Raw genomic sequence first — 23,367 nt, 5'->3', positions numbered from 1 at the left:
GCGCGCCAACTGCATACCGGCCGTTTGAATCCGCGCGGGAGAGTTCCCAGCACCGCTGACGCTGGGGCGCCGAAGGAGCAAGTCCCTCCCTTGAATCTCTCAGGCCCCGTTACCGCGCGGGCGAGGCACATCTGAAAAGCGGGCCGCTGCGACAGCGGTCCCACCCAAGGTGCAAGCCATGGACCGGCGCGGTCATGGCGAACCTCTCAGGTTCCGATGACAGATGGGGAGGAACGACCTCGCCCGTCATTGCCTTGGGAGACGACCGACCGTGAGCAGTACAGGAGAACTCCGTCACACCGCGCTCGATGCCCTGCATCGTTCGCTCGGCGCGACGATGACCGACTTCGCCGGCTGGGACATGCCCCTGCGCTACGGCTCCGAGCGCGACGAGCACACCGCCGTGCGCACGAAGGCCGGCCTGTTCGACCTCTCCCACATGGGTGAGATCACCGTCACCGGCCCGCAGGCCGCCGCCCTCCTCGACTACGCCCTGGTGGGCAACATCGGCGGCGTGAAGCCGGGCCGCGCCCGCTACACCATGATCTGCCGGGCCGACGGCGGCATCCTCGACGACCTGATCGTGTACCGGCTGGGCGAGACGGAGTACATGGTCGTCGCCAACGCCTCCAACGCCCAGGTCGTCCTGGACGCGCTGACCGAGCGCGCCGAGGGCTTCGACGCCGAGGTGCGCGACGACCGGGACGCCTACGCGCTGATCGCCGTCCAGGGCCCGGAGTCCCCCGGCATCCTGGCGTCCCTCACGGACGCCGACCTCGACGGGCTGAAGTACTACGCCGGTCTGCCCGGCACGGTCGCCGGGGTCCCGGCCCTGATCGCCCGCACCGGCTACACCGGCGAGGACGGCTTCGAGCTGTTCGTGAAGCCGGAGCACGCCGTGGAGCTGTGGCAGGCCCTGACCAAGGCCGGCGAGGGCGCCGGACTGGTCCCGTGCGGGCTGTCCTGCCGCGACACGCTGCGCCTGGAGGCGGGCATGCCGCTGTACGGGCACGAGCTGAGCACCTCCCTGACGCCCTTCGACGCCGGGCTCGGCCGGGTGGTGAAGTTCGAGAAGGAGGGCGACTTCGTGGGCCGCGAGGCCCTGCGCGAGGCAGCCGCCCGGGCCGAGCAGAACCCGCCGCGCGTGCTGGTCGGCCTGGTCGCCGAGGGCCGCCGCGTCCCGCGCGCCGGGTACGCCGTCGTCGCCGGCGGCGAGGTGATCGGCGAGGTCACCTCCGGCGCCCCCTCCCCCACCCTCGGCAAGCCGATCGCCATGGCCTACGTCGACGCCGCGCACGCCGCGCCCGGCACGCCCGGTGTGGGCGTGGACATCCGGGGCAGTCACGAGCCGTACGAGGTCGTGGCGCTGCCGTTCTACAAGCGGCAGAAGTAGACACTGGCCACGGGCGCCACGAGTTCCCGGGCACATCAACCCGCTCACCAGCGGTCCCCTTCACCAGCACTCCCGCGCGTACAGGAGAATCCAGGCCATGAGCAACCCCCAGCAGCTGCGCTACAGCAAGGAGCACGAGTGGCTGTCGGCCGCCGAGGACGGCGTGTCGACGGTCGGCATCACGGAGCACGCGGCCAACGCGCTCGGCGACGTGGTCTTCGTCCAGCTCCCCGAGGTCGGTGACACGGTGTCCGCGGGCGAGACCTGCGGCGAGCTGGAGTCGACCAAGTCGGTGTCCGACCTGTACTCCCCGGTCTCCGGTGAGGTCACGGAGGTCAACGAGGACGTCGTGAACGACCCGTCGCTGGTGAACTCGGCCCCCTTCGAGGGCGGCTGGCTGTTCAAGGTGCGGGTCACGGACGAGCCGGGCGACCTGCTCTCCGCCGACGAGTACACCGCGTTCTCCGCCGGCTGAGGAGTCGTAGCCGTATGTCCGTCCTGAACACACCCCTGCACGAGCTCGACCCGGCCGTCGCCGCCGCGGTCGACGCCGAGCTGCACCGCCAGCAGTCCACGCTGGAGATGATCGCCTCCGAGAACTTCGCGCCGGTCGCGGTCATGGAGGCGCAGGGCTCGGTCCTCACCAACAAGTACGCCGAGGGCTACCCGGGCCGCCGCTACTACGGCGGCTGCGAGCACGTCGACGTCGTCGAGCAGATCGCGATCGACCGCGTGAAGGAGCTGTTCGGCGCCGAGCACGCCAACGTGCAGCCGCACTCGGGCGCCCAGGCCAACGCGGCCGCGATGTTCGCGCTGCTCAAGCCGGGCGACACCATCATGGGTCTGAACCTCGCCCACGGCGGGCACCTGACCCACGGCATGAAGATCAACTTCTCCGGCAAGCTCTACGACGTCGTCGCCTACCACGTGGGCGAGGACGGCCGGGTCGACATGGCCGAGGTCGAGCGGCTGGCCAAGGAGTCCCGGCCGAAGCTGATCGTCGCCGGCTGGTCGGCGTACCCGCGGCAGCTGGACTTCGCCGAGTTCCGCCGGATCGCGGACGAGGTCGGCGCGTACCTGATGGTCGACATGGCCCACTTCGCCGGGCTCGTCGCGGCCGGGCTGCACCCGAACCCGGTGCCGCACGCGCACGTGGTCACCACCACGACCCACAAGACCCTCGGCGGCCCGCGCGGCGGTGTGATCCTCTCCACGGCCGAACTCGCCAAGAAGATCAACTCCGCTGTCTTCCCCGGTCAGCAGGGTGGTCCGCTGGAGCACGTGATCGCCGCCAAGGCCGTCGCGTTCAAGGTCGCCGCCTCCGAGGACTTCAAGGAGCGCCAGCGCCGTACGCTGGAGGGTGCCCGCATCCTGGCCGAGCGTCTGGTGAAGGACGACGTCCGGGCCGTGGGCGTGGACGTCCTGTCCGGCGGCACCGACGTGCACCTGGTCCTGGTCGACCTGCGCCACTCGGAGCTGGACGGCCAGCAGGCCGAGGACCGCCTCCACGAGGTGGGCATCACCGTCAACCGCAACGCGATCCCGAACGACCCGCGTCCGCCGATGGTGACCTCCGGTCTGCGGATCGGCACCCCGGCCCTGGCCACCCGTGGTTTCGGCGCCGAGGACTTCGCCGAGGTCGCGGACGTCATCGCCGAGGCGCTGAAGCCGTCGTACGACGCGGAGGCCCTCAAGGCCCGGGTGAAGGCCCTGGCGGACAAGCACCCGCTGTACCCGGGTCTGAACACGTAACAAGCGACAGCCAACGATCGCGAAGAAACCTTTCGGGTGCCGCGCCGGCCACAAGCGGGCGCGGCACCCACCCCCTCTGCACCACCCCGTAGTCAGGAGTTCCCCCGTGGCCATCTCGGTCTTCGACCTGTTCTCGATCGGCATCGGCCCGTCCAGCTCCCACACCGTCGGCCCGATGCGCGCGGCCGGCCTGTACGTCCGGCGGCTGCGCAACGAGCAGCTCCTGGGGTCCGTCGCCTCGGTCCGCGCGGAGCTGTACGGCTCGCTCGGCGCCACCGGCCACGGCCACGGCACGCCCAAGGCGGTCCTGCTCGGCCTGGAGGGCGACTCGCCGCGCACGGTGGACGTGGAGACGGCCGACGAGCGGGTGGAGACGATCAAGGCCGACGGCCGGCTGAACCTGCTCGGCGAACACGAGATCGCGTTCTCCTTCGACGACGACATGGTCCTGCACCGCCGCAAGGCCCTGCCGTACCACGCGAACGGCATGACCCTGTGGGCGTACGACGCCTCGGGCGCGGAGCTGCTGACCAAGACGTACTACTCGGTCGGCGGCGGGTTCGTCGTCGACGAGGACGCGGTCGGCGCCGACCGCATCAAGCTCGACGACACCGTGCTGAAGTACCCCTTCCGCACGGGCGACGAGCTGCTGCGCCTGGCCGAGGACACGGGCCTGTCCATCTCGGCGCTGATGCTGGAGAACGAGCGGGCCTGGCGCACCGAGGAGGAGATCCGCGCGGGCCTGCTGGAGATCTGGCGGGTCATGCAGTCCTGCGTGGCGCGCGGCATGTCCCGCGAGGGCATCCTGCCGGGCGGTCTGAAGGTGCGCCGCCGGGCCGCCAACACGGCGCGCAAGCTGCGCTCCGAGGGCGACCCGAAGGCCCTCGCCATGGAGTGGATCACGCTCTACGCGATGGCCGTGAACGAGGAGAACGCCGCCGGCGGCCGGGTCGTCACCGCCCCCACCAACGGCGCGGCCGGCATCATCCCGGCGGTCCTGCACTACTACATGAACTTCGTGCCCGGCGCCGACGAGGACGGCGTGGTCCGCTTCCTGCTCGCCGCGGGCGCGATCGGCATGCTGTTCAAGGAGAACGCCTCCATCTCCGGCGCCGAGGTCGGCTGCCAGGGCGAGGTCGGCTCCGCCTGCTCCATGGCGGCGGGCGCGCTGGCCGAGGTGCTCGGCGGGTCCCCGGAGCAGGTCGAGAACGCGGCCGAGATCGGCATGGAGCACAACCTCGGCCTGACCTGCGACCCGGTCGGCGGCCTCGTGCAGATCCCGTGCATCGAGCGCAACGGCATGGCCGCGGTGAAGGCCGTCACCGCCGCGCGCATGGCGATGCGCGGCGACGGCTCCCACAAGGTGTCCCTGGACAAGGTCATCAAGACGATGAAGGACACCGGCGCGGACATGTCGGTGAAGTACAAGGAGACGGCACGGGGCGGGCTGGCCGTCAACATCATCGAGTGCTGACCGGTTCCAAATCCTCGGCGGCGAGAGGAGGTTGGCGTACCCGTGCCTCTTATCAGGCGGCATACGATCAAGTAGCATCGACGGCCGCTCTTCGCCTACTGAGGGAGGATGATCGTGTCCCGGATTCCTCTTGAGCCCAACCGAAATCAGGGCCTTTTCGGAAAGCTTCAGGGCTGGGTCATGAGACGGCGTTATGGAGCGGCGCTGCAGCCCGTGCTCGCGGCCTCTCACCAGCCTCAGGTCTTACGGACGATCAGCCTCATGGAAGCCGGCGTGGCGCGGTGGAACCGGCTGGACACGACATTGAAGAGCCTGGCTACGACCGCGGCGGCGGTGGCGCTGAACTGCCCGTGGTGCCTGGACTTCGGGTACTGGGAGAACCATCGCAAGGGGGTCGACCTCCGCAAGCTCCGAGAGGTGCCCAACTGGCGCGACAGTGACGTCTTCACCGACCTGGAGCGCAAGGTCATGGCCTATGCCGAGGCCATGACACAACTGCCGGTCGAGGTCACCGACGAACAGGTCGCTGAACTGCGCGCCCGGCTCGGGGACGCGGCCCTGGTGGAACTGACCGCCATGGTCGCCGTCGAGAACCAGCGTTCCCGGACCAATCTCGCGCTTGGTCTCACCAGCCAGGGTTTCAAGGACCGGTGTGATGTCCCCAGGGCTCGCTGACCGGTAGTCCCGCGGGTACCGGCGGGCGCTCCCGAGGAGCGGAAGCACGCGAGAGGGCCCGTGGCGCAGCGCCACGGGCCCTCCCCAGGACCGCCCGATCAGCTACGGTCGCCCGCCATCGCGGCTTCGGCGCCGTCGCGCGGGGGCAGGGGTTCACCGGACTCGCGCAGCCCGACCCGCTGGTGGAACCGGCGCAGCGGCCCCGGCGCCCACCAGTTGGCGCTCCCGGCGAGTCGCATGAACGCCGGCACCAGGGCACCGCGGACCAGGGTGGCGTCCACGATCACGGCGAGGGCCAGCCCCAGGCCGATCGCCTTCAGATAGGTGATGCTCGACGTCATGAAGCCGGCGAACACGATCGCGATGAGCACCGCTGCCGCGGACACCAGGCTTCCGGTCCGGCCCAGCCCTCTGGACACCGAGGAGACGTTGTCGTGGGTCTGCTCGTACTCTTCCTTGATCCGGGAGAGCAGGAAGACCTCGTAGTCCATGGACAGGCCGAACGCGACGCAGAACAGGAGCATCGGCACGCTCCAGGTGATCGCGCCGGTCGGGGTGAAGTCGCCGATGACTCCGTCCAGATGCCCATCCTGGAAGCCCCACACGAGGACCCCGAACGTCGCGCTCAGGCTGAGGGTATTGAGCACGAGCGCCTTGAACGGGAGGAGCACGCTGCCCGTCAGCAGGAACAGCAGGATCAGGGTGCTGCCCCCGACGATACCGAGCGCCCAGGGCAGTTTGGAGTTCAGCGAGTTCATCGAGTCCTCGAGGGTGGCGCCGGGCCCCGTCACCTCGACCGGGTAGGGTGCGCGCTCGGCCCGGATCTCACGGACCAACTGCCGCCCCTTCTCGGACACTTCCGGCTCCTTGGGCACCACCTTCAGGTAGACCCCGTAGTCGGACGCGAAGCTGGAAGACGCCGGGCCGGGCCGGGCAACCTGGGATCCGCCGGCGTAGCTGCCGGTGACGGTCTCCACCGAGGCCACACCCTTCAGGCGGGACAGGCGTTCGGCGTAGTCGCTGAGGCGGTCGGTCTCGGTGGGTCCGGATTTCCTCATGACGACCATCTCGGCCTGGCTCTGCTGCGAGTCGAAGCGTTCGCGCATGGCCTGGCCGACCTGGTAGGAACTCGCGGAAGACGGAAGGACCCGCTCATCGGCCAGGGTCATCTTCAGGTCGAGGAACGGCGCGCCGAGGGCGAGCAGAATGATGACGCCGACGGTACCCACGGACACCGGGAAGCGCATCACCTTCTTGGCCGTGCGATACCAGAAGCCGGTATCGGTCTGCGGCTTCCTGCGCCGCAGCACGGGCAGGCTGTCGATCCGCGGGCCCAGAACCTTCAGCAGCGCGGGCAGGACGGTGACCGAGGCGACGGCCGCGAGCAGCGAGACCGGAATGCCCGCGTAGGCGAAGGAACGCAGGAAGTAGAACGGGAAGACCAGCAGTCCGCTCAGGGCGAGAGCCACGGTGACGGCGGAGAACGCGACCGTCCGGCCGGCCGTGCGCATACTGGTCAGCAGCGCTTGGTCCGTTCCGGCCCCCCGGCGGAGTTCCTCCCGGTACCGGCTGATGATGAAGAGGCTGTAGTCGACCGCCAGCCCGAGCCCGAGTCCGCTGGTGATGTTCATCGCGAAGACGGAGACGTCGGTGAACAGGCTGATGATGCGCAGGACGCAGAAGGCGCCGGCCATCGTCAGCGTGCCGAGGAGCAGCGGCATGGCGGCGGCGACGATCCCGCGGAAGACGAAGATCAGCACGACGAGGAGGATCGGCATGGCGATGGCCTCGGCCTTGAACAGATCCTTCGCCGTCTGGGAGGTGAGTTCTTCGTTCGCCTTGGCGGTGCCGCCCTGCTTGATCTCCAGACCCTGCACGCGTCCCTGGTAGTCGGCGCCGTGATCGGTCATCCACGCCTGGACGTCGTCCTCGTCGCCCTTGATCCAGGCCATGATCAGGGCACTGCGGGAGTCGTCGGATTTCAGCGCAGCCGGGCGGCCCGTGGTCCAGTACGAGTACGCTTCGGCAACGCTCGGTTCCTTGGCCAGCCGGCTCGTGACCCGGGCGGCGGCGGCCGAGACGGCCGCATCATCCACACCGCGTCGATCCTCGACGAGCAGCACCAGATTGGGCTGCCCCACGCCGAACCGCTCTTCGAGCACCTCGGCCGCCCGTGCCGACTCGGTGCCGGTGTCGGTGTAGCCCCCGGCGGACAGTTTCGGCAGCACGGTGGCGCCCACTGCCGCCGCCACGACAAAGAGCATCAAGCTGGCGTAAAGCAGGCGCTTCGGCCGCCGCAGCAGGGCCTGCGCCAGTCGGTGGAACATCATTCTCCTTAGTGGTCACATCCCCCGTCACCCGGCGGGCAACTTGCCCACCTGCGTCGCCACCGACAGTGTGGTGAGCCGCCCCGGAGGGGGGAAGTGGCAAGAGCGGATATCAGACAGTCGCCAGCAGCGAGTTCGCGGCCCTGATACCCGTACGCATGGAAGCCTCCGCCGTCGGGCAGCCCAGGTAGTCGCCGGCGAAGACGACAGGTCCGCGCTGTTCCCTGGCCAGCTGGGCGGCGCGGCGGAAGCGGCCCGGCTCCGGCCATGCCAGGCCCACCGGACGCTCCACGATATGGAACGGCTCGGCGTCCCGGGGGAATTCGGGCCACAGCTGCGGCGCCAGCTCCAGCGCCCGCTCGTACTGCCGGTCCGCGGGGGCGCCGATGAGTTCACTTGTCGCCTGCCGGCCCAGGTAGACGAAAGTGAGCTCCTTCTCCCGGTATCGGCCGTCAGCGGTGATCAGCGTCTTCGGAACGGTGATGATGCTGCGTACCGAGCGGATCCCGGGGCCGGCGGGCACGATGTGCTCACCCGAGGGCATACGGCCCCGGTCGATGAGGAAGGAGACCGACAGAGCCGGTTCGTACCGCTGGGTCTCGGCGAACCGCAGCATGTCCGCGGGCGCGATGTCGCCGGGCAGCGAGGCGGCCAGCTTCGCGGCGGTCGGGGCGGGCGTGGCGATCACGACCTCGTCGAACGCCTCGCTGGAGGTCTCGCCGTTGGCGTCCACGGCCGAAATCCGCACCTGCCGGCTGCTGTCCACCGTGATCTCGGAGACGGACGTGCTCAGACGCACGGTGGCGCCGTTCGCCATCCGCTGCGCCACGGTCTCCATGCCGCGGCCGAAGACGTAGAACTTCGACCCCGCGACGTTGGCCAGCATCGCCATGACGTGCACCTTGGAGATCTCCTCGCAGCGCCACAGCCAGAACGACTCGATCATCGGCCGTATCAGGTACTGATAAGCGTTCTCCGACATGACGGCGCGGGACCAGTCCGCGGCCGAGACGCCGTCGTCGAAGGCGGCGAGCTGCTCCGGCTCGAACAGGTCCAGACGTCGGCGACGTGCTGTCATACGCGCCGAGGTGGCGAGGAAGCGCAGTTTGTCCCGCATTCCGCAGTGCGAGTAGGACAGCAGGTCGGCCATGGAGTCCGCGGCCAGATTGACCGGTTTCCCGTTCGCCACGATCACCATGGAGTTGCGCATCTCGACCATGTCGTGTTCCAGCCCGTACTCGCGGATGCGCTCGAACAGGACGTCGTAGAAGCTGGTGAACCACAGGTTGATGCCGGTGTCGGGCTCGATCTCCGGCCGGTGCCACGACCGGGCCCGCCCGCCGAGTCCGTCGCCGGCCTCGAACACCGTGACGTCGCGTCCCGCCATGATGAGTTCGCGGGCTGCCGCGCAGCCCGACATACCGCCACCGATCACGGCGACTCGACGTGTCTTGGACATGTTTGGCCTCCTTGGCACACGAATAGCGGCTGGGTGTCCCGTACGACTACGGGGCCTGCGTGGACGGGCGCCGATGCGCGGAGCCCGGGGTCCGCCCCGCCCTGTGGCGTTCCATGACCCTGGCGGCCGCGAGACCGGCGGAATCGACGGCGCCCTCGCTGCTCGCCCTGAGGAAGAGCCAGTCACCGGCGTACTCCACGGCTCGCGGGGCGCGGCGCACGAACGCCGGGCGGGCGCCGAGCGTCTCCGGGCGCGCCTCGATGGAGCCGTGCGGGAACCGGTGCAGCACCGCGTCGAGGCACGCCTCCTTCACTCCCGGCAGGTAGCGCTCGGCTCGTTCCAGCAGCGTCGCGATGACAGCGCCGTCGGACGTGCTCAGCAAGTCCGCTGTGACGTCCGCCGCGGGCAACAGGGTGACCAGGCCGCGTCCACGGGGAGCCCGGTCGGCCGCCTTGTTGTGCTCGATGGTCAGCCCGCTGAGCACGTCGTCCACGGCGCCCGGCACCAGCAGCGCGTACACATGCGGCTGTGCCCGGCCACGCGGCGGCTCGAGCGGCCGGTCGAGCAGGCAGCTCACCCGGGCCATCGGGGCGTAGTGGCAGGACCGCACGTAGGCCCTCTCCTCCTCGGGCATGGCCGGATACAACTCGGCGGCCACCGGAGCGGGCACCGCCAGCACGACCTGACGCGCGGTGAGCGTGTCACCGTCGCGGAACGTCACCCGTACGCCCGTGCCCGCCGGGACGACCTCGGCGACCGGCCTCGTGGTGCGCACCGGAACGCGCTCGGCGATGGTCCGGGCCGGGAAATCCATCCCATCGCGGTAGGTGCGCCACTTCCAGATGCCGCGGGTGGAGAGCATGCTGCTGACGAAGGGCCCCATGCAGGCATGTTCCGGTCGCCAGCCGAAGGCCGTGCCCACGGCCGGCTGAAGCAGGTAGTCGTGCAGCTCCGGCGGGTAGGACCGGGCGAATTCGGCCACTGTCATCGTCCCCAGCGGCGTGTCCTCCGGGCGGCGCACGTCGAACCTGCGGGCGCCGCGCAGCAGGCGCCCGGTCATGCGCATCATGTGCAGGCGTCCTCCAGGCGACAGCCCCGCACCGGTGATCCCGCCCAGCGGGTGCCCCACCCAGGGATGTACGCGACCGTCACGCCACAGCCCCACGGCGCTGCGCACGGGAAGGACATCGCCCGGCGCGACGCCGAGTTCCCTCAGCAACCGCCAGGTGCTCGGATAGCCATGAGCCGCCAGTGTCTCGGCGCCCGTGTCCAGGAGGTATCCGTTCCGCCGGTGGCTGCGCATCCGGCCGCCGACGCCGTCGTCGGCCTCGAAGACCTGGACCGAGCGCCCCTGGCGGGTCAACCAGTGCGCCGTCGCGAGGCCCGAGATCCCCGCGCCGACGACCGCCACGTCGATCTCGCTCACCGATGCACCTCATCCGTCCTGCCGGGCGCGGTCATGTCCACCTTCCGGTCCCGTGGGTCGCCGCCCCGTCGAGGAACCGTGCGCGGAGTTCACCGCGGCGCACCTTCCCGGTGCCGGTGCGGGGCACCTCGTCCCAGGTGACGCAGACAGGTTCGGCCAGCGGCGGCAGGTCGCCGGTGGCTCGCCGCCACTCGGCCGCGTCCAGCGTCCCGTCCGGTGTGCAGACGACGGGCAACGGCTCGCGCCCGGGCGAACCGAGGATCACCACCTCCTCGATCCGCGGAATCCGGTCGGTGAGGACGTCCTCGAGTTCGATGCAGCTCATGCCCGGGATGCTGTCGACCTCTCGGTCCAGCAGCGACACGTTCCCGGTGCGGCTGCGGACGCCGATGTCACCGGTGTTCCACCACTGACCGCGTGCCTTCTCCCGCCAGCGGTCCTCCTCACCGAGGTAGGTCAGGCACCGGCCGCGGGTCCGGGCGAGGACCAGGCCGCGCTCGCCGGCCTCCAAGGGCCGCATCGTCTGCGGGTCCACCACCTTGAGCCGGGTGAAACCGGGCAGGGGACGGCCCACCTGACGGGTGGTGGGGTGCCGTTCCCCGGTGCGGGCCAGGGCGCGCCGGGTGAGCAGCCGGAACGCCAGCGGCCCGGCCTCGGACTGGCCCCAGCCCTGGAGCCAGACCGGCATCCGGCGCCGCGAGGCCGCCAGGAACGTGCGGATCGTGGGCGGGTGCATGGCGTCGAAGGTGCTCACATACAGCCTCACGTCCGAGAAGACGTTGTGAGGGGCCTGGGCGAGCCGCTCCCAGCGCGTGAAGGTGCTGGGCAGCGCCTCGCAGGTGGTGGGCCGGTGGGCGCTGAGGACGCGTTCGGCGACGGCCGGGTCGCCGTCGGCCACGATCACCGCCTTGCGCGGCTCCAGAATGAGGGTGCCGGCGGTCCAGGGGATGCTTCGCCCGTGCACGAAGGAGATGGCACTGGCCACCGTGTCGCTGCGGCGGGTGGCGACGATCGGCCAGCGGACCGACTCGACCTTGCCGAGGATGCCGAGGATCGTGTCGCAGGAGTGCACGACCAGTTTGGGGACCCCGGTGGTGCCGGAGGTGTGGGTGACGATCATCGGCGCGCTCGGATCGCGCCGCTGCGGCGGTGGGGACTGGTCCTTCGGCAGGTCCGTCAGGCTCAGCGTCCCCGGCACCTGGCCGTCGAGGCTGACGACGGCCCTGGACAGCTTCGTCGGATCCACTCCCGCTTCCCGGCAAGCGGACAGCAGGCGTTCCTGCGTGACGGTCACGGCGGGCTCCAGCCGGCGCAGCAGTTCCTCCAGGTACGCCGGGGCCACCGTTGCGGAGATCATCGCCGGCAGCGCACCCAGGCGCGCCGCCGCGCACGCCAGCAGGGTGCAGTCCCAGTGGTTGTCCTTGATGATCGCGATCCGGTCCCCCGCCTTGGCACCCGCCGCCGCCAGCCACCCGGCCGCCTGCGCGACCAGTGCGCCGAGCGCCGGCACGTCGTAGCGGGTACCGCTCGTGGGGGCGATGTCCAGCGGGCGGCTGAGGTGGAAGACCGTGCTACGGCCGAGCTCTCCGTAGACGTCGAACAGTGCGCCTATTCCGTACCCTTTGACCTTGGCCTTTCTCAACGTGCTCTCCTCTGCGAAGTTCCGGGCTCGGGCACACGGGGACGAGTGCTCCGCCGTTCCGGACCCCCGCCCCGGCCAGGCCTGATCGACAAGCTAGGAGTGGCGGGTCCCGGCGACAATGACAAATCTGTGCGCGGGTGGCTGAGGACGGTCTGACACGCTTCAGCCACGTGGTACGCCGACGCCCGTGGTCTCACAGGGACTCGATCCGCTCGGAGGGGGTCAGCCGATGACGGCAGTCGAAGACGTAACGCGCCGAAGCGGTGATCGCGTCGTAATCGAAGGCACTGTGATCGGTGACGACGACGACGGCGTCCGCCGCCTCGATCTCCTCGGTGGTGAGGTCGGCGCGGACCAGCCCCGGTACGTCGGTCGGCTCGGTGACGTGGGGATCCACGGCACGGACCGTGGCTCCCTCCTTGATGAGCAACGTGGCGATGTCCAGGGCCGGCGACTCCCGGATGTCCCCTGTGTCCGCCTTGTAGGCCAGCCCGAGCAGCAACAGGCGTGAGCCGCTCATCGTCTGCCCGCGCCGGTCCAGGCCCCGGGCGATCCTGCACACGACGTACTCGGGCATCCGGTTGTTCAGTTCGTCCGCGAGCGCCACGAGCCGGAAGGGTCTGCGCAGAGTGCGTTCCACCTTCCAGGAGAGATACAGGGGGTCGACCGGCAGGCAGTGTCCCCCGACGCCCGGCCCCGGCTTGAACGGCATGTATCCGAAGGGCTTCGTGGCCGCGACGTCCAGCGCCTTCCACACGTCGATGCCAAGGCCCTCCGCGTGCATGGCCAGTTCGTTGACGAGCGCGATGTTGACGTGGCGGAACGTGTTCTCCACGACCTTCGCCAACTCGGCGACCTCCGGGGAGTCCGCACGGACGACCTCGTCCACGATGGACTCGTAGAACTCCGCCACCTTGGTCAAAGAGGTCTCGTCGATCCCTGACACCACCTTGGGTGTGTTCTCGAACACCCAGCGGCCGTTGCCGGGATCGATCCGCTCGGGGCTGTATCCCAGGTGGAAATCCCTGCCCGGGGTGAGTCCCGACAGCCTCTCCAGCTGCGGAGCCAGCACTTCCCGGGTGGTTCCCGGATAGCTCGTCGATTCCAGGATCACCGTGGCACCCGGGCGCAGTACCGCGCCCAGGGCCTCCCCCGCCGCTCGGACGAAGGAGAGATCCGGAATCCCGTCGACCATCGGCGTGGGCACGGCGATCACCGCCACGTCGAAGCCGTCGAGGTCGCCGGCGGAGACGGAAGGCCGGTATGTCGCCCGGGCGAGGACCGCGGCCAGACGCTCTGCGCCGATGTCGGCGACGTACGACTCTCCGGTCGCCAACTTCTTCACGCGGTTCTCATCGGTGTCGTAACCGATGACTTCGTATCCCCGCTCCGCGGCTGCCACGGCGAGCGGAAGGCCGACATAGCCCTGCCCTAACACGACGATTTTGGACGCCATCGAATTGCCCCGTACTTTCTGCGGCTTGCCGAACCATGGAAGATCGCCCCAGCGGATGGGCGAGATGCATCAGGTGAAGAATTCGCAGATCGAATCGGCGACGTACTCGACTTGAGCATCCGTGAGATGCGGCCAGATCGGAATGGCGAGGTTGTGGTCACTCGCGTGCCGAGCACCTGGCAGGTCCCGTCCCGTGGGTGCGAACGCGCTGAAGGCCGGTTGCGCGGGCAGCGGCCTGGGATAGTAGACGTGGGTGCCGACCCCCTTCTCGGCCAGCCAGGCACGCAGCTCCTCGCGCTGCTCGACCAGGAGCGCGTAGACGTAGTAGCAACGCCCGTTGCGCCCCGCGGGCGGCGCCAGCACACCGCGGTCGGCCAGGGGCACCAGCCGCTCCGAGTAGTAGTCGGCTATCCGCGCCCTGCGTTCGAGCCGCCCGGCGAAGCCGTCGTGCCGGTGCAGCTGGAACGCCGCGATGATCTCGTCGAACCGGTTGTTCTGGCCGACCATGTGGTGCAGGAAGCGGTGGACGCCGTCCTGGCCGTGGTTGCGCAGCATACGGACGGCCTGTGCCGTCGTCGCGTCGTCGGTGAGGACCACACCTCCTTCGCCGACCGTGCCGAAGGACTTGACCTGGAAGAGCGAGAAGACTCCGATGTCCCCCCACCGCCCGGAGGGCACACCGTCCAGGACGGCGCCCTGGGCGACGGCCGCGTCCTCGATGACCTTGATGCCGTGCGCCCTGGCCACCTTGTTGATGCGGGGCATGTCGGCCATGATCGAGAAGATGTGAGCGGGCATCACCGCCCGGGTCCTGTCAGTGATCAGTTCTGCCACGTTGTCCGGGTCGATCACCATGGTGTGTGGATCGACGTCGGCGAAGACCGGCGTCGCCCCCGCGTTCGCCACCGAGCTGGCCACCGGCTGGCAGCAGAAGGCCGGGACGATGACCTCGTCGCCCGGGCCGATTCCGAGAGCCTGGACCGCCAGGTTCAGTCCCCCGGTGCCGCTGGAGCACGCGATGACGTGGGCCGCGCCGGTCGTGCGGCACAGCAGGTCCTCGAATTCCGCTGTGCGGCGGCCGAGGATGAACCGCTGTTCCTCGTCCGTACCGACGTCGTAGAGCAGATCGAGCAGTGCCTGGCGGTCGGCTTCGAAGAGATCCGGCGGGAAGAACGGGATCACCTTGGCCCCCTGGCGTAGAAGTCCGATATGGCCGCGCACACCGTGTCCACCTGCTCTTCGGTGAGGTCCGGATACAGAGGAAGCGCCAGAGTGCGCCGGCACGCCGCCTCGGCCCGCGGGAGTGAGCCGGGGGCCTGCCGCCCCGCGTAGCACGGCTGTGTGTGCAGCGGGCGCGGGTAGTAGGTCTCGGTGCCGATGCCGCGCCCCGCCAGATGCTCCGCCAACTCGTCCCGCCTCTCGACTTCGACGAGATACACGTAGAAGACGGGGTCGACCGGTACGGCGCGCGGAACCAGGCGCGGCACGGCCAGCACGCCATCGGCGCCGCGGAGCCGCTCGGTGTAGGCGTCCGCGAGCACACTGCGCCGCCGGATGTCCTCATCGAGCCGGCTCAGCTTGGCCATCAGGACCGCCGCCTGGATGTCGTCCATCTTGCTGTTGGTGCCCGAAACCCGTGAGAGGTTGGATATCCCGGCGATGTGGTCGATGGTCCTGCCCATGCGTCCGTGGTGCCGTAACACGCTCGCCTCTTCGGCCGTCCGGTCGTCGTCGGTGAGGATCATCCCGGCGTCGCCGAGCGCCCCGAGCGTCTTCGTGGGGAAGAAGGACAGAACGCCGCCGGAACCGATGAGCCCTGCGTGGGTGCCGTCCCAGCGCATGCCCACCGCCTCGGCGCTGTCCTCCAGGACCATCAGGTCCCGGCGGCGGGCCAGGTCCATCAGGGCTCCCATGTCCGCCGGCTGGCAGAAGAGATGCACGGGCAGCACCGCCCGGGTGCGTTCGGTGATCGCGGCTTCGACCGACGCGGGATCCAGTGCGTACGCGCCGTCATCGGTGATGTCCGCGAAGACCGGGGTGGCCCCGGCCATCGTCACCGCGGAAGCCGAGGCGAAGAACGTGAAGGCCGGGACGATGACTTCGTCGCCGGGACCGACGCCGGCCGCGCGCAGCAGGATGACCAGGGCGTCGGTCCCGCTGTTCACGGCAATGGCGTGCCGGGCTCCCGTGAAGGAGGCCATCGCTCGCTCGAACTCGGCGACCTTGCGTCCGTGCGAGAACTTTCCGCGCTCGAAGACGTCATTGACGTGGCTGCTGATGAGCGGCCACATGTTCCTGAATGTGGCTGCCTGGGAGAAGAAAGGGACTCCCCCAGGGCTGTCGCCCGGCGTTTTTCCGCGACCGGGTGTCATGCCTGCGGTTGCTGTGCTCATCTGTCTCCTTCAGCACGGGAAGAAAGGGTTGGTGCTGCGGACGACGCCTGGTCGACGTTAGGCACGTGCTGTCCTGACCGACAACGGCAAGTCTTTGCAGGCAGATGACTGCCACCATGGCAGGAAGAAATCAGTACCCGACCGGTACAGCACCAGGCAGGATCACGCGCACCGGCGTCAGAGCGACACCTTCGGCTGGTTGTGCCGCTGCTGCTGCATGTGGCGGGCCACATGCACGCGTGAGGGCGCCTCCAGCTTCTGCATCACCTGCCGGAGGTGGTTGACGACCGTCCACTCCGACAGACTGAGCCGGTTGGCGATCTGACGGTTGGTCATCCCTTCCGCCACCATCAGCGCGATCTCCGTCTGGCGGGGCGTGAGGCAATCGTGCGACGCCTCCGTCACCGTGGCCGCAGTCTCGTCCGCGGCCACGGAGAGTGCGTCGTCCATCAGCGCTTCGGTGCGGACGCTGCGCAGCCGCCGGCGCAGCCGCGAAAAGTGGTCCGGGCCCAGTGCGGTCCGCAGACGACGCACCACGTCGTCGACCAGGTCGGCGATGTCACCGGCCGGCAGCGCGTGGCACGAGCGCAGAGCGTCCGCCGCCACGAGCATGCGGGCGATGTGCTCATGGCAACGCGCGTTGAGCGCGTACAGAGCGCAGCCGTAGATCTCCAGCGCCGCCGCCACATCCCCCGGACCGCCGAGCTGCCGCAGCGAGCTCAGCGCGGACCGCACCTCCTGGCAGGCGCGTCCGGGCTTTTCCGTCAGCAGGTGGAGCCGCGACAGCGCCAGGAACGACAGCGCCAGCTCACGCTGTTCGCCCAGCGAACGGAAGGAAGCGATGGCCGAGCGCAAGTCGTTCTCCGCGTCCGGGGCTCCCTGGTCGTGGGCGAGCAGGGCCTTGTAGCGCCGGACCAGCGCGAGGCCGCGTTCGTCGCCGAGTTCCGACAGCTCGCCGGCGGCTGAGGTGAGCTGCTCTCCGGCTTCGGCGTGGTGACCCCTCCGGCGGGCCAGATCCCCCAGATGACCGGCGGTCCGGGCACGTCCGATCCGGTCGCCGCGCTCCTCGTACAGCGCCGTCACGGACTTCCAGGCGCGCTCGGCCAGTTGGAGTTGACCGTTCTCGGCCCGCCAGCGTCCCGCGGTCTCCAGGGCACGGCACAGCAGGTGGCCGATGTCGCCGTGGCCGCCGTCCGCCCCGAGCGCCTCGACTGACCGCTCCAGATGATCCGCCATCTCGGGCAGGCGGCCCTGGGCGATCCATATGTTCTCGAGAGCGAGGACGACCTCGACAAGTCGCAGGTGCTCCCCCAGAGCCCGCAGCGGCAGCAGGGCGGTGCGCACGTCCTCGACGCGGCGTTCGGTGTCGGCGTTGATCTGGTCGAGGGACAGTTCGGCGAGCGGCTTCCAGTTGTCCGGCGCCGTCACGCGGCGGGCGTGGCGGGCTCGCGCGTCGGCGGCGCGGGTCCTGTCCGCCGACAGCTGCCTGCGGTAGAAACTCCTGGTGGCCGAGAGCACTCGGAACAGGGGTTCACCGGTTTCGTCCTGTCCGAACAGCAGCAGGCCCTTGTGGACCAGCTCGTCCAACAGGCGAAGGGTTTGCGGCCGGGAGAGCCCACCGAGGTACTCGGCGGTGTCCAAGTCGAAGGGTGCCTCACAGCAGGACAGCCGCTGGATGAGCTCTCTCTCCTCAGGACCGAGCTTGCCGTCCGTCCAGGAGAGCGCGTCCTCCATGGACCGTTGCCTGACCGACGTGTCGTGCAGTCGGCTGGAGGGAGGCGTCAGGTTGCCCTGGCGCAGTTGGTCGAGAGCGGAGTGCAAGGTGAGTGTGCCGATGCTGCGGGCGGTGAGCTCTATGGCCAGGGGTAACCCGTCGAGCAATGCGCAGATCTCCGCGATGACGTCCAGGTCGCAGTCGAGGACGGCATTGTCGCAGTACTGCTCCCTGAGCCGGTCCTCGAAGAGCTGCACGGCAGGGGACTTACCGTCGGAGTCCGTGTCGCTGTCCGAGGCCACCCGCAGCGGTTGCACGAGGAACAGATGCTCGGCGTAGATGTCGATGGGCGTACGGCTGGTCGCGGTGATCCGCAGTCCGGGGCAGGTGGCGAGCAACTCGGCGATCCCCAGGGACAGTTCGGAGGCAAGCAGATCGCAGTCGTCCAGGATGAGCAGGATCTCCTGGTCCGCGACGACCGCGGCCAAGTCCTGCGCGGTGACCGGGCCGTCGCAGCCGAGCGCGCGCCCGATCTGGTGCCATGCTTCCTCGGCGGTGTGGGTCTCGGACAGGTTGATCAGCACTGCCCCGTCACGGAAGGCCGACTGGACGAGGCCCGCCGCCTCAAGAGCCAGCCGGCTCTTCCCGACCCCGGCGGGGCCGGTGAGTGTGAGGAGCCGCGTGGTCGGTTCTGTCAGGGCGGCCCTGATCGACTTGAGCTCCGCAGCGCGGCCGAAGGTCCGATTCCCGGCTCGGAGAACCGTTCTGCGAACGCGTTCCGCCGGAGACCCGGTGGCATTCGGTGATCGATTCGGGTCGGACGGACGACGCATAAACCTCTCCCCCAAGAAGTAAATTGCGCTAAGGCAGCTTGATTATCGTGCCCCTGTCAGGTAAGGCGGGCTGTCCCGCAGCCCTGAAACCCAGCTGTTCTGCACAGGAGACGCCGATTTTGCTCCCGCGAGCTCTCCGCGGCCCCGTCAATGACGCGGCAGCAACCGTACTCAGCGGGTAAAGTTTCCGTCAACGCCTTGATTCTCCATGACACGTGACGGCGGGGCCGCGAAGTGGCGGTCCCTTCACCCGTCGCACGCACCATCCTCACCACAGGGCCCACGGACCGTGGCCACCGCCGGGGGAAAACGGAGGCTTGACACGGGCACCGCCTTCTTGTGAGCGGTTGCCGGAAGGGGCCGGTGGCCATCGTGGCCAGGGCGCCATCGCCGCCGGGACGCGGGGGCGATGGCGGTAAACGGAGGCGGGCCCGCCTCAGCCGACGTCGACCCTCGGTCGTCCGGACGGGACGCCGTCGGCCTCCATCCGCTCGGCGATCTTCATCGCCTCCCCGATCAGCGTCTCCACGATCTTCGACTCCGGGACCGTCTTGATCACCTCGCCCTTGACGAAGATCTGTCCCTTGCCGTTGCCCGACGCCACTCCCAGATCGGCCTCCCGAGCCTCGCCAGGACCGTTGACCACACAGCCCATCACCGCCACCCGCAGCGGCACCTCCATGCCCTCCAAGCCCGCCGTCACCTCATCGGCCAGCTTGTAGACGTCCACCTGTGCCCGACCGCACGACGGACACGACACGATCTCCAGCCGCCGCTGCCGCAACCCCAGCGACTCCAGAATCTGAATGCCGACCTTCACCTCCTCCGCCGGAGGAGCCGACAACGACACCCGGATCGTGTCCCCGATCCCCTCCGACAGCAGCGCACCGAACGCCACCGCCGACTTGATCGTCCCCTGGAACGCCGGACCCGCCTCCGTCACCCCCAGATGCAGCGGATAGTCACATCGCTCCGCCAGCAGCCGGTACGCGTTCACCATCACCACCGGATCGTGGTGCTTCACCGAGATCTTGAGCTGGGTGAACCCGTGCTCCTCGAACAGCGAGCACTCCCACAACGCCGACTCCACCAGCGCCTCCGGCGTGGCCCGGCCGTACTTCGCCAGCAGCCGCTTGTCCAGCGACCCGGCGTTCACTCCGATCCGGATCGGCACCCCCGCCGCCGACGCCGCCCTGGAGATCTCCTTCACCTTGTCGTCGAACTGCCGGATGTTCCCCGGATTCACCCGTACCGCCGCACACCCCGCGTCGATCGCGGCGAACACGTACTTCGGCTGGAAGTGAATGTCGGCGATCACCGGGATCTGCGACTTGCGCGCGATCTCCGGCAACGCGTCCGCGTCGTCCTGCGACGGGCAGGCGACCCGCACGATCTCGCAGCCCGACGCGGTCAGTTCCGCGATCTGCCGCAGCGTCGCACCCACATCCGCGGTCACCGTCGTGGTCATCGACTGCACCGACACCGGCGCGTCACCACCCACCGCGACCTTCCCTACCTGGATCCGCCGGCTCTTGCGGCGCTGCGCCAGTTTCAGCGGAACGGACGGCATTCCCAGAGCGATCGAGGTCACGAGGCCCTCCGGTCGTCAAGCAGCCCACACCTGGTCACCGAGTCCAGCAGGGACCGGGAGATCTGGTCGGGTGTCAGGCCGGCTTCTTCGAGCAGTTCTGATCGGTCCGCGTGCGGAAGGAAACACCGCGGGAGGCCGAACTGCAGCACGGGAGTGCTGACATGTGCCTCGCGCAGCGTGTGGGAGAGAACCGAGCCCACGCCGCCGACGACCACGTTGTCTTCGAGCACGGCCACCAGGCCGTGCCGGCCGGCCACGGTCGTCAGGGCCGGTGCGACAGGCTGGACCCATTCCGGGTCCACCACCGTCACCGAGACACCCGCACCGGCGAGCGCCTCGCCGACCCGCACAGCGGTCGCGGCCATGGCTCCGACCGAGACGATCAGGACGTCGGCCGACGCCTCCGCACTGCCGGCCAGGATGTCGACGCCGTCGACATGCCCGACGGCCGGCACCTCGTCCGGCACGGCGCCCTTCGGGTAGCGCACGACCGTCGGAGCGTCGGAAACGGCCACGGCCTCAGCCAGCCTGGCCCTCAGCCGGGCCCCGTCACGCGGGGCCGCCAGTCGCAGGCCGGGCACCACCTGGAGTATGGACATGTCCCACATGCCGTGGTGGCTCGGCCCGTCGTTGCCGGTGACGCCGGCCCGGTCGAGGACGAACGTGACTCCTGCCTTGTGCAGGGCCACATCCATCAGCACCTGGTCGAAGGCCCGGTTGAGGAAGGTGGCGTAGAGGGCGACCACCGGGTGCATCCCGCCCGCGGCCAGTCCGGCCGCGCAGGTGACGGCGTGCTGTTCGGCGATGCCCACGTCGAAGGTGCGTTCCGGGAAGGCCGCCGCGAACGCCTCCAGCCCGACGGGCTCGCGCATCGCCGCGGTGATCGCGACCACGTCGGGCCGCTCTGCCCCGATCCTGACGATCTCGTCCGAGAAGACCGAGGTCCACGACGGACCGGTCGCCCGTGGCGCCGCCCGCCTGGGGCCGATGGCGTGAAGACGGTCGGCCTGGTGCTCCTCCGCCGGCCGGTACCCCTTGCCTTTACGGGTCAGGCAGTGGACGACCACGGGACCGGGGAATCCCTTGGCCCGACGCAGAGCCGTCTCCAGCGCGACCAGGTCGTGTCCGTCGACAGGGCCCACGTACTTCAGCCCCAGGTCCTCGAAGAGGCCCTGGGGGGTGAGAAAGTCCTTCAGCCCCTTCTTGGCCCCGTGCAGCGCGTCGTAGAGCGTCCGCCCGGCGAAGGGCACGCCGGTGAGGATCTCCTTGCCCCGTTGCAGGAAAGCCTCATAGCCGGCCGACGTCCGCAGCGTCGCCAGGTGGTCGGCCAGACCACCGACGGTGGGCGCGTAGGAGCGTTCGTTGTCGTTGACGACGATGACCAACGGCCGGTCCTTGGCGGCGGCGATGTTGTTCAGGGCCTCCCAGGCCATGCCACCGGTGAGCGCCCCGTCACCGACCACCGCCACCACGCACCGGTCGTGGAATCCCCTCAGCCGGTTGGCCGTGGCCAGGCCGTCCGCGTACGACAGCGCGGTGGAGGCGTGCGAGTTCTCGATGACGTCGTGTTCGGACTCGGACCGGGACGGATAGCCGGACAACCCGCCCTTGGCCCGCAGTCTGCTGAAGTCCTTGCGACCGGTGAGCAGTTTGTGGACATAGGCCTGATGGCCGGTGTCCCACAGCAGCACGTCCCGCGGGGAGTCGAACACACGGTGCAGAGCGATCGTCAGCTCCACCACGCCGAGGTTGGGACCCAGATGCCCACCGGTGCGCGAGACTTCGGTGACGAGGAACCGGCGTATCTCCTGCGCGAGTGTGCGCAGTTCCGGCAGGCCGAGACGGCTCAGATCCGCCGGCCCGTCCACGGTGTCCAGCAGCCGCCCGCCCGGCGCGGATGGTTGCCGGTCACTGCTGTTGCTGTCCAAAGCGCACCTCCAAGGCAGGCCGCAGCCCGAGCTCGGCGCCCGTCGTCGTCCGGTCGGTGGCGATCAGGATGTTGTAGTGGTTGGGGAAATGGCAGGAGTCGTATCCGAGTACGGTGCCGATCCGGCGATCGCCGATCCACACCGCGTCCCCACGGTCGATGACGCCGCCGGACGCGATCTCCACGAACCCCAGGAACCCCACCCGGTCGACGACCGCCCCGGGGGCGGTGTCGTGCTGGTCGGTCGTCACCAGCTCGTGGATCTCCTCCCGGCGCACACAGCGGCTGGCGAATTCCTCGAGGACCATTCCCCGGTCCTCACGCCGGTGCACGAGGATCTTCACCAACTCACCCCGCACGGGGCGCTTCGCGCCGTCCTCAGCGATGTTCACAGCCGCCCCCGCTCTTCCTGCCGGTACACGTCGTGGACGAGTTCGAGTGCGGCCAGCCCCTCGGCGCACCGGTCCTCGCCGGCCTCCAGCGCACCGGCGAAATCCCTCAGGACACCGACGTACTCGTGCCAGAGGGACGACTTGAAACCGATGTGGCCGCCGAGCATGTCGGCATGGAGCACGGAGCCGTCCGTCAGACGGACCGCGACGTCCTTGCACTCCCCGTCGTACGACCAGTCGAGTTCCACGCGTGCGGTCGCTCCCGAGAGGCTGCGCAGGTCGACCACGGCCTGCCGGTCCACGCCGTCCCCGGTCCGTGTCAGCTTCGCGTCCACCAGTTCCACGTCGCCGAGGAACTGCCGGACCAGGTCGAAGGCGTTGGGGCCGTTGTCGGCCACGCAGCCGCCTCCGCAGCGCCGCGGATCGAGGTACCAGCGATCGTCACCCGCGTGCTCCTCTATGCGCTCCAGGTAGCGGACGGTGAGCGACTCCACGCTGCTGTCGCCGGGGATCCGGTCCAGCAAGGCCAGTACGTTGTCGTTGTACCGCCGGTGGAAGGAGGTGAAGAGCAGGACCTTCCGCTCTCTCGCCGCCCGTACGAGCGCCCGTCCGTCCGCGACCGTCGTGGCGAGCGGCTTCTCCACGCACACCGCCACGCCCGCCCGGATCGCATCACCGCACACGGTGGCGTGGGCGTCGTTGGGCACGTTGACGACGACGGCGTCGAGACCGCCCTCGGCCAGCATCGCCCGATGGTCGGTGTAGCGGCGCACCCGGTCCTGATAGGGCCGCAGCGCATCCGGGCGCAGATCGCAGACCGCGTCCAGGGACATCTCCGGCACCGCCTCGAACGCCGCGGCGTAGAAACGGGAGATGACACCGAGGCCCACGAGGCCGACGCGCATCGGCCGCC

At 69.4% G+C, this 23,367-nt stretch carries 17 protein-coding genes and 1 riboswitch; of the genes, 5 read left to right on the top strand and 12 right to left on the bottom strand.

The annotated features are described in order from the left end of the window. Positions 1–25 precede the first annotated feature (25 nt). Positions 26–125: riboswitch (glycine riboswitch) on the top strand. A 146-nt stretch (positions 126–271) separates the two neighbouring features. The 5 genes from gcvT (at position 272) to C1703_RS27930 (ending at position 5,294) form a co-directional block, all read left to right on the top strand. Next, complete coding sequence (gene gcvT, locus C1703_RS27950) at positions 272–1,393, top strand: glycine cleavage system aminomethyltransferase GcvT (protein ID WP_114255424.1); 1,122 nt, start codon at positions 272–274, stop codon at positions 1,391–1,393. Between the two features lie 97 nt (positions 1,394–1,490). Continuing rightward, entirely contained in the window at positions 1,491–1,868 is a 378-nt protein-coding gene (gene gcvH / locus C1703_RS27945) for a glycine cleavage system protein GcvH (RefSeq protein ID WP_086562694.1), read from the top strand. A 14-nt stretch (positions 1,869–1,882) separates the two neighbouring features. Next, the gene (gene glyA / locus C1703_RS27940; protein ID WP_114255423.1) at positions 1,883–3,145 is read left to right on the top strand and encodes a serine hydroxymethyltransferase; all 1,263 of its coding nucleotides are present in this window, start codon (positions 1,883–1,885) and stop codon (positions 3,143–3,145) included. A gap of 106 nt (positions 3,146–3,251) precedes the next feature. Beyond that, positions 3,252–4,619 carry an L-serine ammonia-lyase gene (locus tag C1703_RS27935; protein ID WP_114255422.1) on the top strand — a complete coding sequence of 456 codons (1,368 nt, stop codon included), beginning with the start codon at positions 3,252–3,254 and terminating at the stop codon, positions 4,617–4,619. Positions 4,620–4,727: 108 nt separating this feature from the next. Then, on the top strand, positions 4,728–5,294 hold the full coding sequence (locus tag C1703_RS27930) for a carboxymuconolactone decarboxylase family protein (RefSeq protein WP_343236410.1): 567 nt from the start codon (positions 4,728–4,730) through the stop codon (positions 5,292–5,294). A 98-nt stretch (positions 5,295–5,392) separates the two neighbouring features. Here the strand turns inward: C1703_RS27930 and C1703_RS27925 are convergent, their stop codons facing one another. The 12 genes from C1703_RS27925 to C1703_RS27870 all read right to left on the bottom strand — a co-directional run bounded on the left by C1703_RS27925 (position 5,393) and on the right by C1703_RS27870 (position 23,359). Further along, positions 5,393–7,621 carry an MMPL family transporter gene (locus C1703_RS27925; RefSeq protein WP_114255421.1) on the bottom strand — a complete coding sequence of 743 codons (2,229 nt, stop codon included), beginning with the start codon at positions 7,619–7,621 and terminating at the stop codon, positions 5,393–5,395. Positions 7,622–7,733: 112 nt separating this feature from the next. Beyond that, positions 7,734–9,080: an FAD-dependent oxidoreductase gene (locus tag C1703_RS27920; RefSeq protein ID WP_114255420.1), complete on the bottom strand. Its 1,347-nt coding sequence runs from the start codon at positions 9,078–9,080 to the stop codon at positions 7,734–7,736. A 46-nt stretch (positions 9,081–9,126) separates the two neighbouring features. Beyond that, positions 9,127–10,506, bottom strand: a complete 1,380-nt coding sequence (locus C1703_RS27915; RefSeq protein ID WP_114255419.1) for an NAD(P)/FAD-dependent oxidoreductase — start codon at positions 10,504–10,506, stop codon at positions 9,127–9,129. Positions 10,507–10,537: 31 nt separating this feature from the next. Continuing rightward, on the bottom strand, positions 10,538–12,148 hold the full coding sequence (locus C1703_RS27910) for an AMP-binding protein (RefSeq protein ID WP_198678297.1): 1,611 nt from the start codon (positions 12,146–12,148) through the stop codon (positions 10,538–10,540). Between the two features lie 193 nt (positions 12,149–12,341). Then, a complete protein-coding gene (locus C1703_RS27905) occupies positions 12,342–13,604 on the bottom strand; it encodes a nucleotide sugar dehydrogenase (RefSeq protein ID WP_114255418.1) in 1,263 nt (420 codons plus the stop codon). A 69-nt stretch (positions 13,605–13,673) separates the two neighbouring features. Beyond that, positions 13,674–14,825: a DegT/DnrJ/EryC1/StrS family aminotransferase gene (locus tag C1703_RS27900; protein ID WP_232840615.1), complete on the bottom strand. Its 1,152-nt coding sequence runs from the start codon at positions 14,823–14,825 to the stop codon at positions 13,674–13,676. Further along, complete coding sequence (locus C1703_RS27895) at positions 14,783–15,895, bottom strand: DegT/DnrJ/EryC1/StrS family aminotransferase (protein WP_232840614.1); 1,113 nt, start codon at positions 15,893–15,895, stop codon at positions 14,783–14,785. The genes C1703_RS27900 and C1703_RS27895 overlap by 43 nt, the downstream gene beginning before the upstream one ends. A 279-nt stretch (positions 15,896–16,174) precedes the next feature. Beyond that, the gene (locus C1703_RS27890; protein ID WP_157993170.1) at positions 16,175–18,295 is read right to left on the bottom strand and encodes a LuxR C-terminal-related transcriptional regulator; all 2,121 of its coding nucleotides are present in this window, start codon (positions 18,293–18,295) and stop codon (positions 16,175–16,177) included. Positions 18,296–18,980: 685 nt separating this feature from the next. Further along, positions 18,981–20,135, bottom strand: coding sequence for a flavodoxin-dependent (E)-4-hydroxy-3-methylbut-2-enyl-diphosphate synthase (ispG, locus tag C1703_RS27885; protein WP_114255414.1), 1,155 nt, complete (start codon positions 20,133–20,135; stop codon positions 18,981–18,983). After that, on the bottom strand, positions 20,132–22,015 hold the full coding sequence (dxs, locus tag C1703_RS27880; RefSeq protein ID WP_114257627.1) for a 1-deoxy-D-xylulose-5-phosphate synthase: 1,884 nt from the start codon (positions 22,013–22,015) through the stop codon (positions 20,132–20,134). The genes ispG and dxs overlap by 4 nt, the downstream gene beginning before the upstream one ends. A 28-nt stretch (positions 22,016–22,043) precedes the next feature. After that, the gene (locus tag C1703_RS27875) at positions 22,044–22,454 is read right to left on the bottom strand and encodes a hypothetical protein (RefSeq protein WP_114255413.1); all 411 of its coding nucleotides are present in this window, start codon (positions 22,452–22,454) and stop codon (positions 22,044–22,046) included. After that, a complete protein-coding gene (locus C1703_RS27870) occupies positions 22,451–23,359 on the bottom strand; it encodes a Gfo/Idh/MocA family oxidoreductase (RefSeq protein ID WP_114255412.1) in 909 nt (302 codons plus the stop codon). Before C1703_RS27870 ends, C1703_RS27875 begins: the two co-directional genes overlap by 4 nt. Positions 23,360–23,367 lie beyond the last annotated feature (8 nt).

This window comes from Streptomyces sp. Go-475, from assembly GCF_003330845.1.
Taxonomy (GTDB): Bacteria; Actinomycetota; Actinomycetes; order Streptomycetales; family Streptomycetaceae; genus Streptomyces.
This window is presented reverse-complemented; position numbering and strand designations above follow the sequence as displayed.

Bases quoted from the DNA above. Each gene is read 5' to 3' on its own strand.
- gcvH (WP_086562694.1), top strand. From the start codon at position 1,491: ATGAGCAACCCCCAGCAGCTGCGCTACAGCAAGGAGCACGAGTGGCTG.
- C1703_RS27925 (WP_114255421.1), bottom strand. From the start codon at position 7,621: ATGTTCCACCGACTGGCGCAGGCCCTGCTGCGGCGGCCGAAGCGCCTG.
- C1703_RS27920 (WP_114255420.1), bottom strand. From the start codon at position 9,080: ATGTCCAAGACACGTCGAGTCGCCGTGATCGGTGGCGGTATGTCGGGC.
- C1703_RS27905 (WP_114255418.1), bottom strand. From the start codon at position 13,604: ATGGCGTCCAAAATCGTCGTGTTAGGGCAGGGCTATGTCGGCCTTCCG.
- C1703_RS27895 (WP_232840614.1), bottom strand. From the start codon at position 15,895: ATGTGGCCGCTCATCAGCAGCCACGTCAATGACGTCTTCGAGCGCGGA.
- glyA (WP_114255423.1), top strand. From the start codon at position 1,883: ATGTCCGTCCTGAACACACCCCTGCACGAGCTCGACCCGGCCGTCGCC.
- C1703_RS27930 (WP_343236410.1), top strand. From the start codon at position 4,728: ATGATCGTGTCCCGGATTCCTCTTGAGCCCAACCGAAATCAGGGCCTT.
- C1703_RS27870 (WP_114255412.1), bottom strand. From the start codon at position 23,359: ATGCGCGTCGGCCTCGTGGGCCTCGGTGTCATCTCCCGTTTCTACGCC.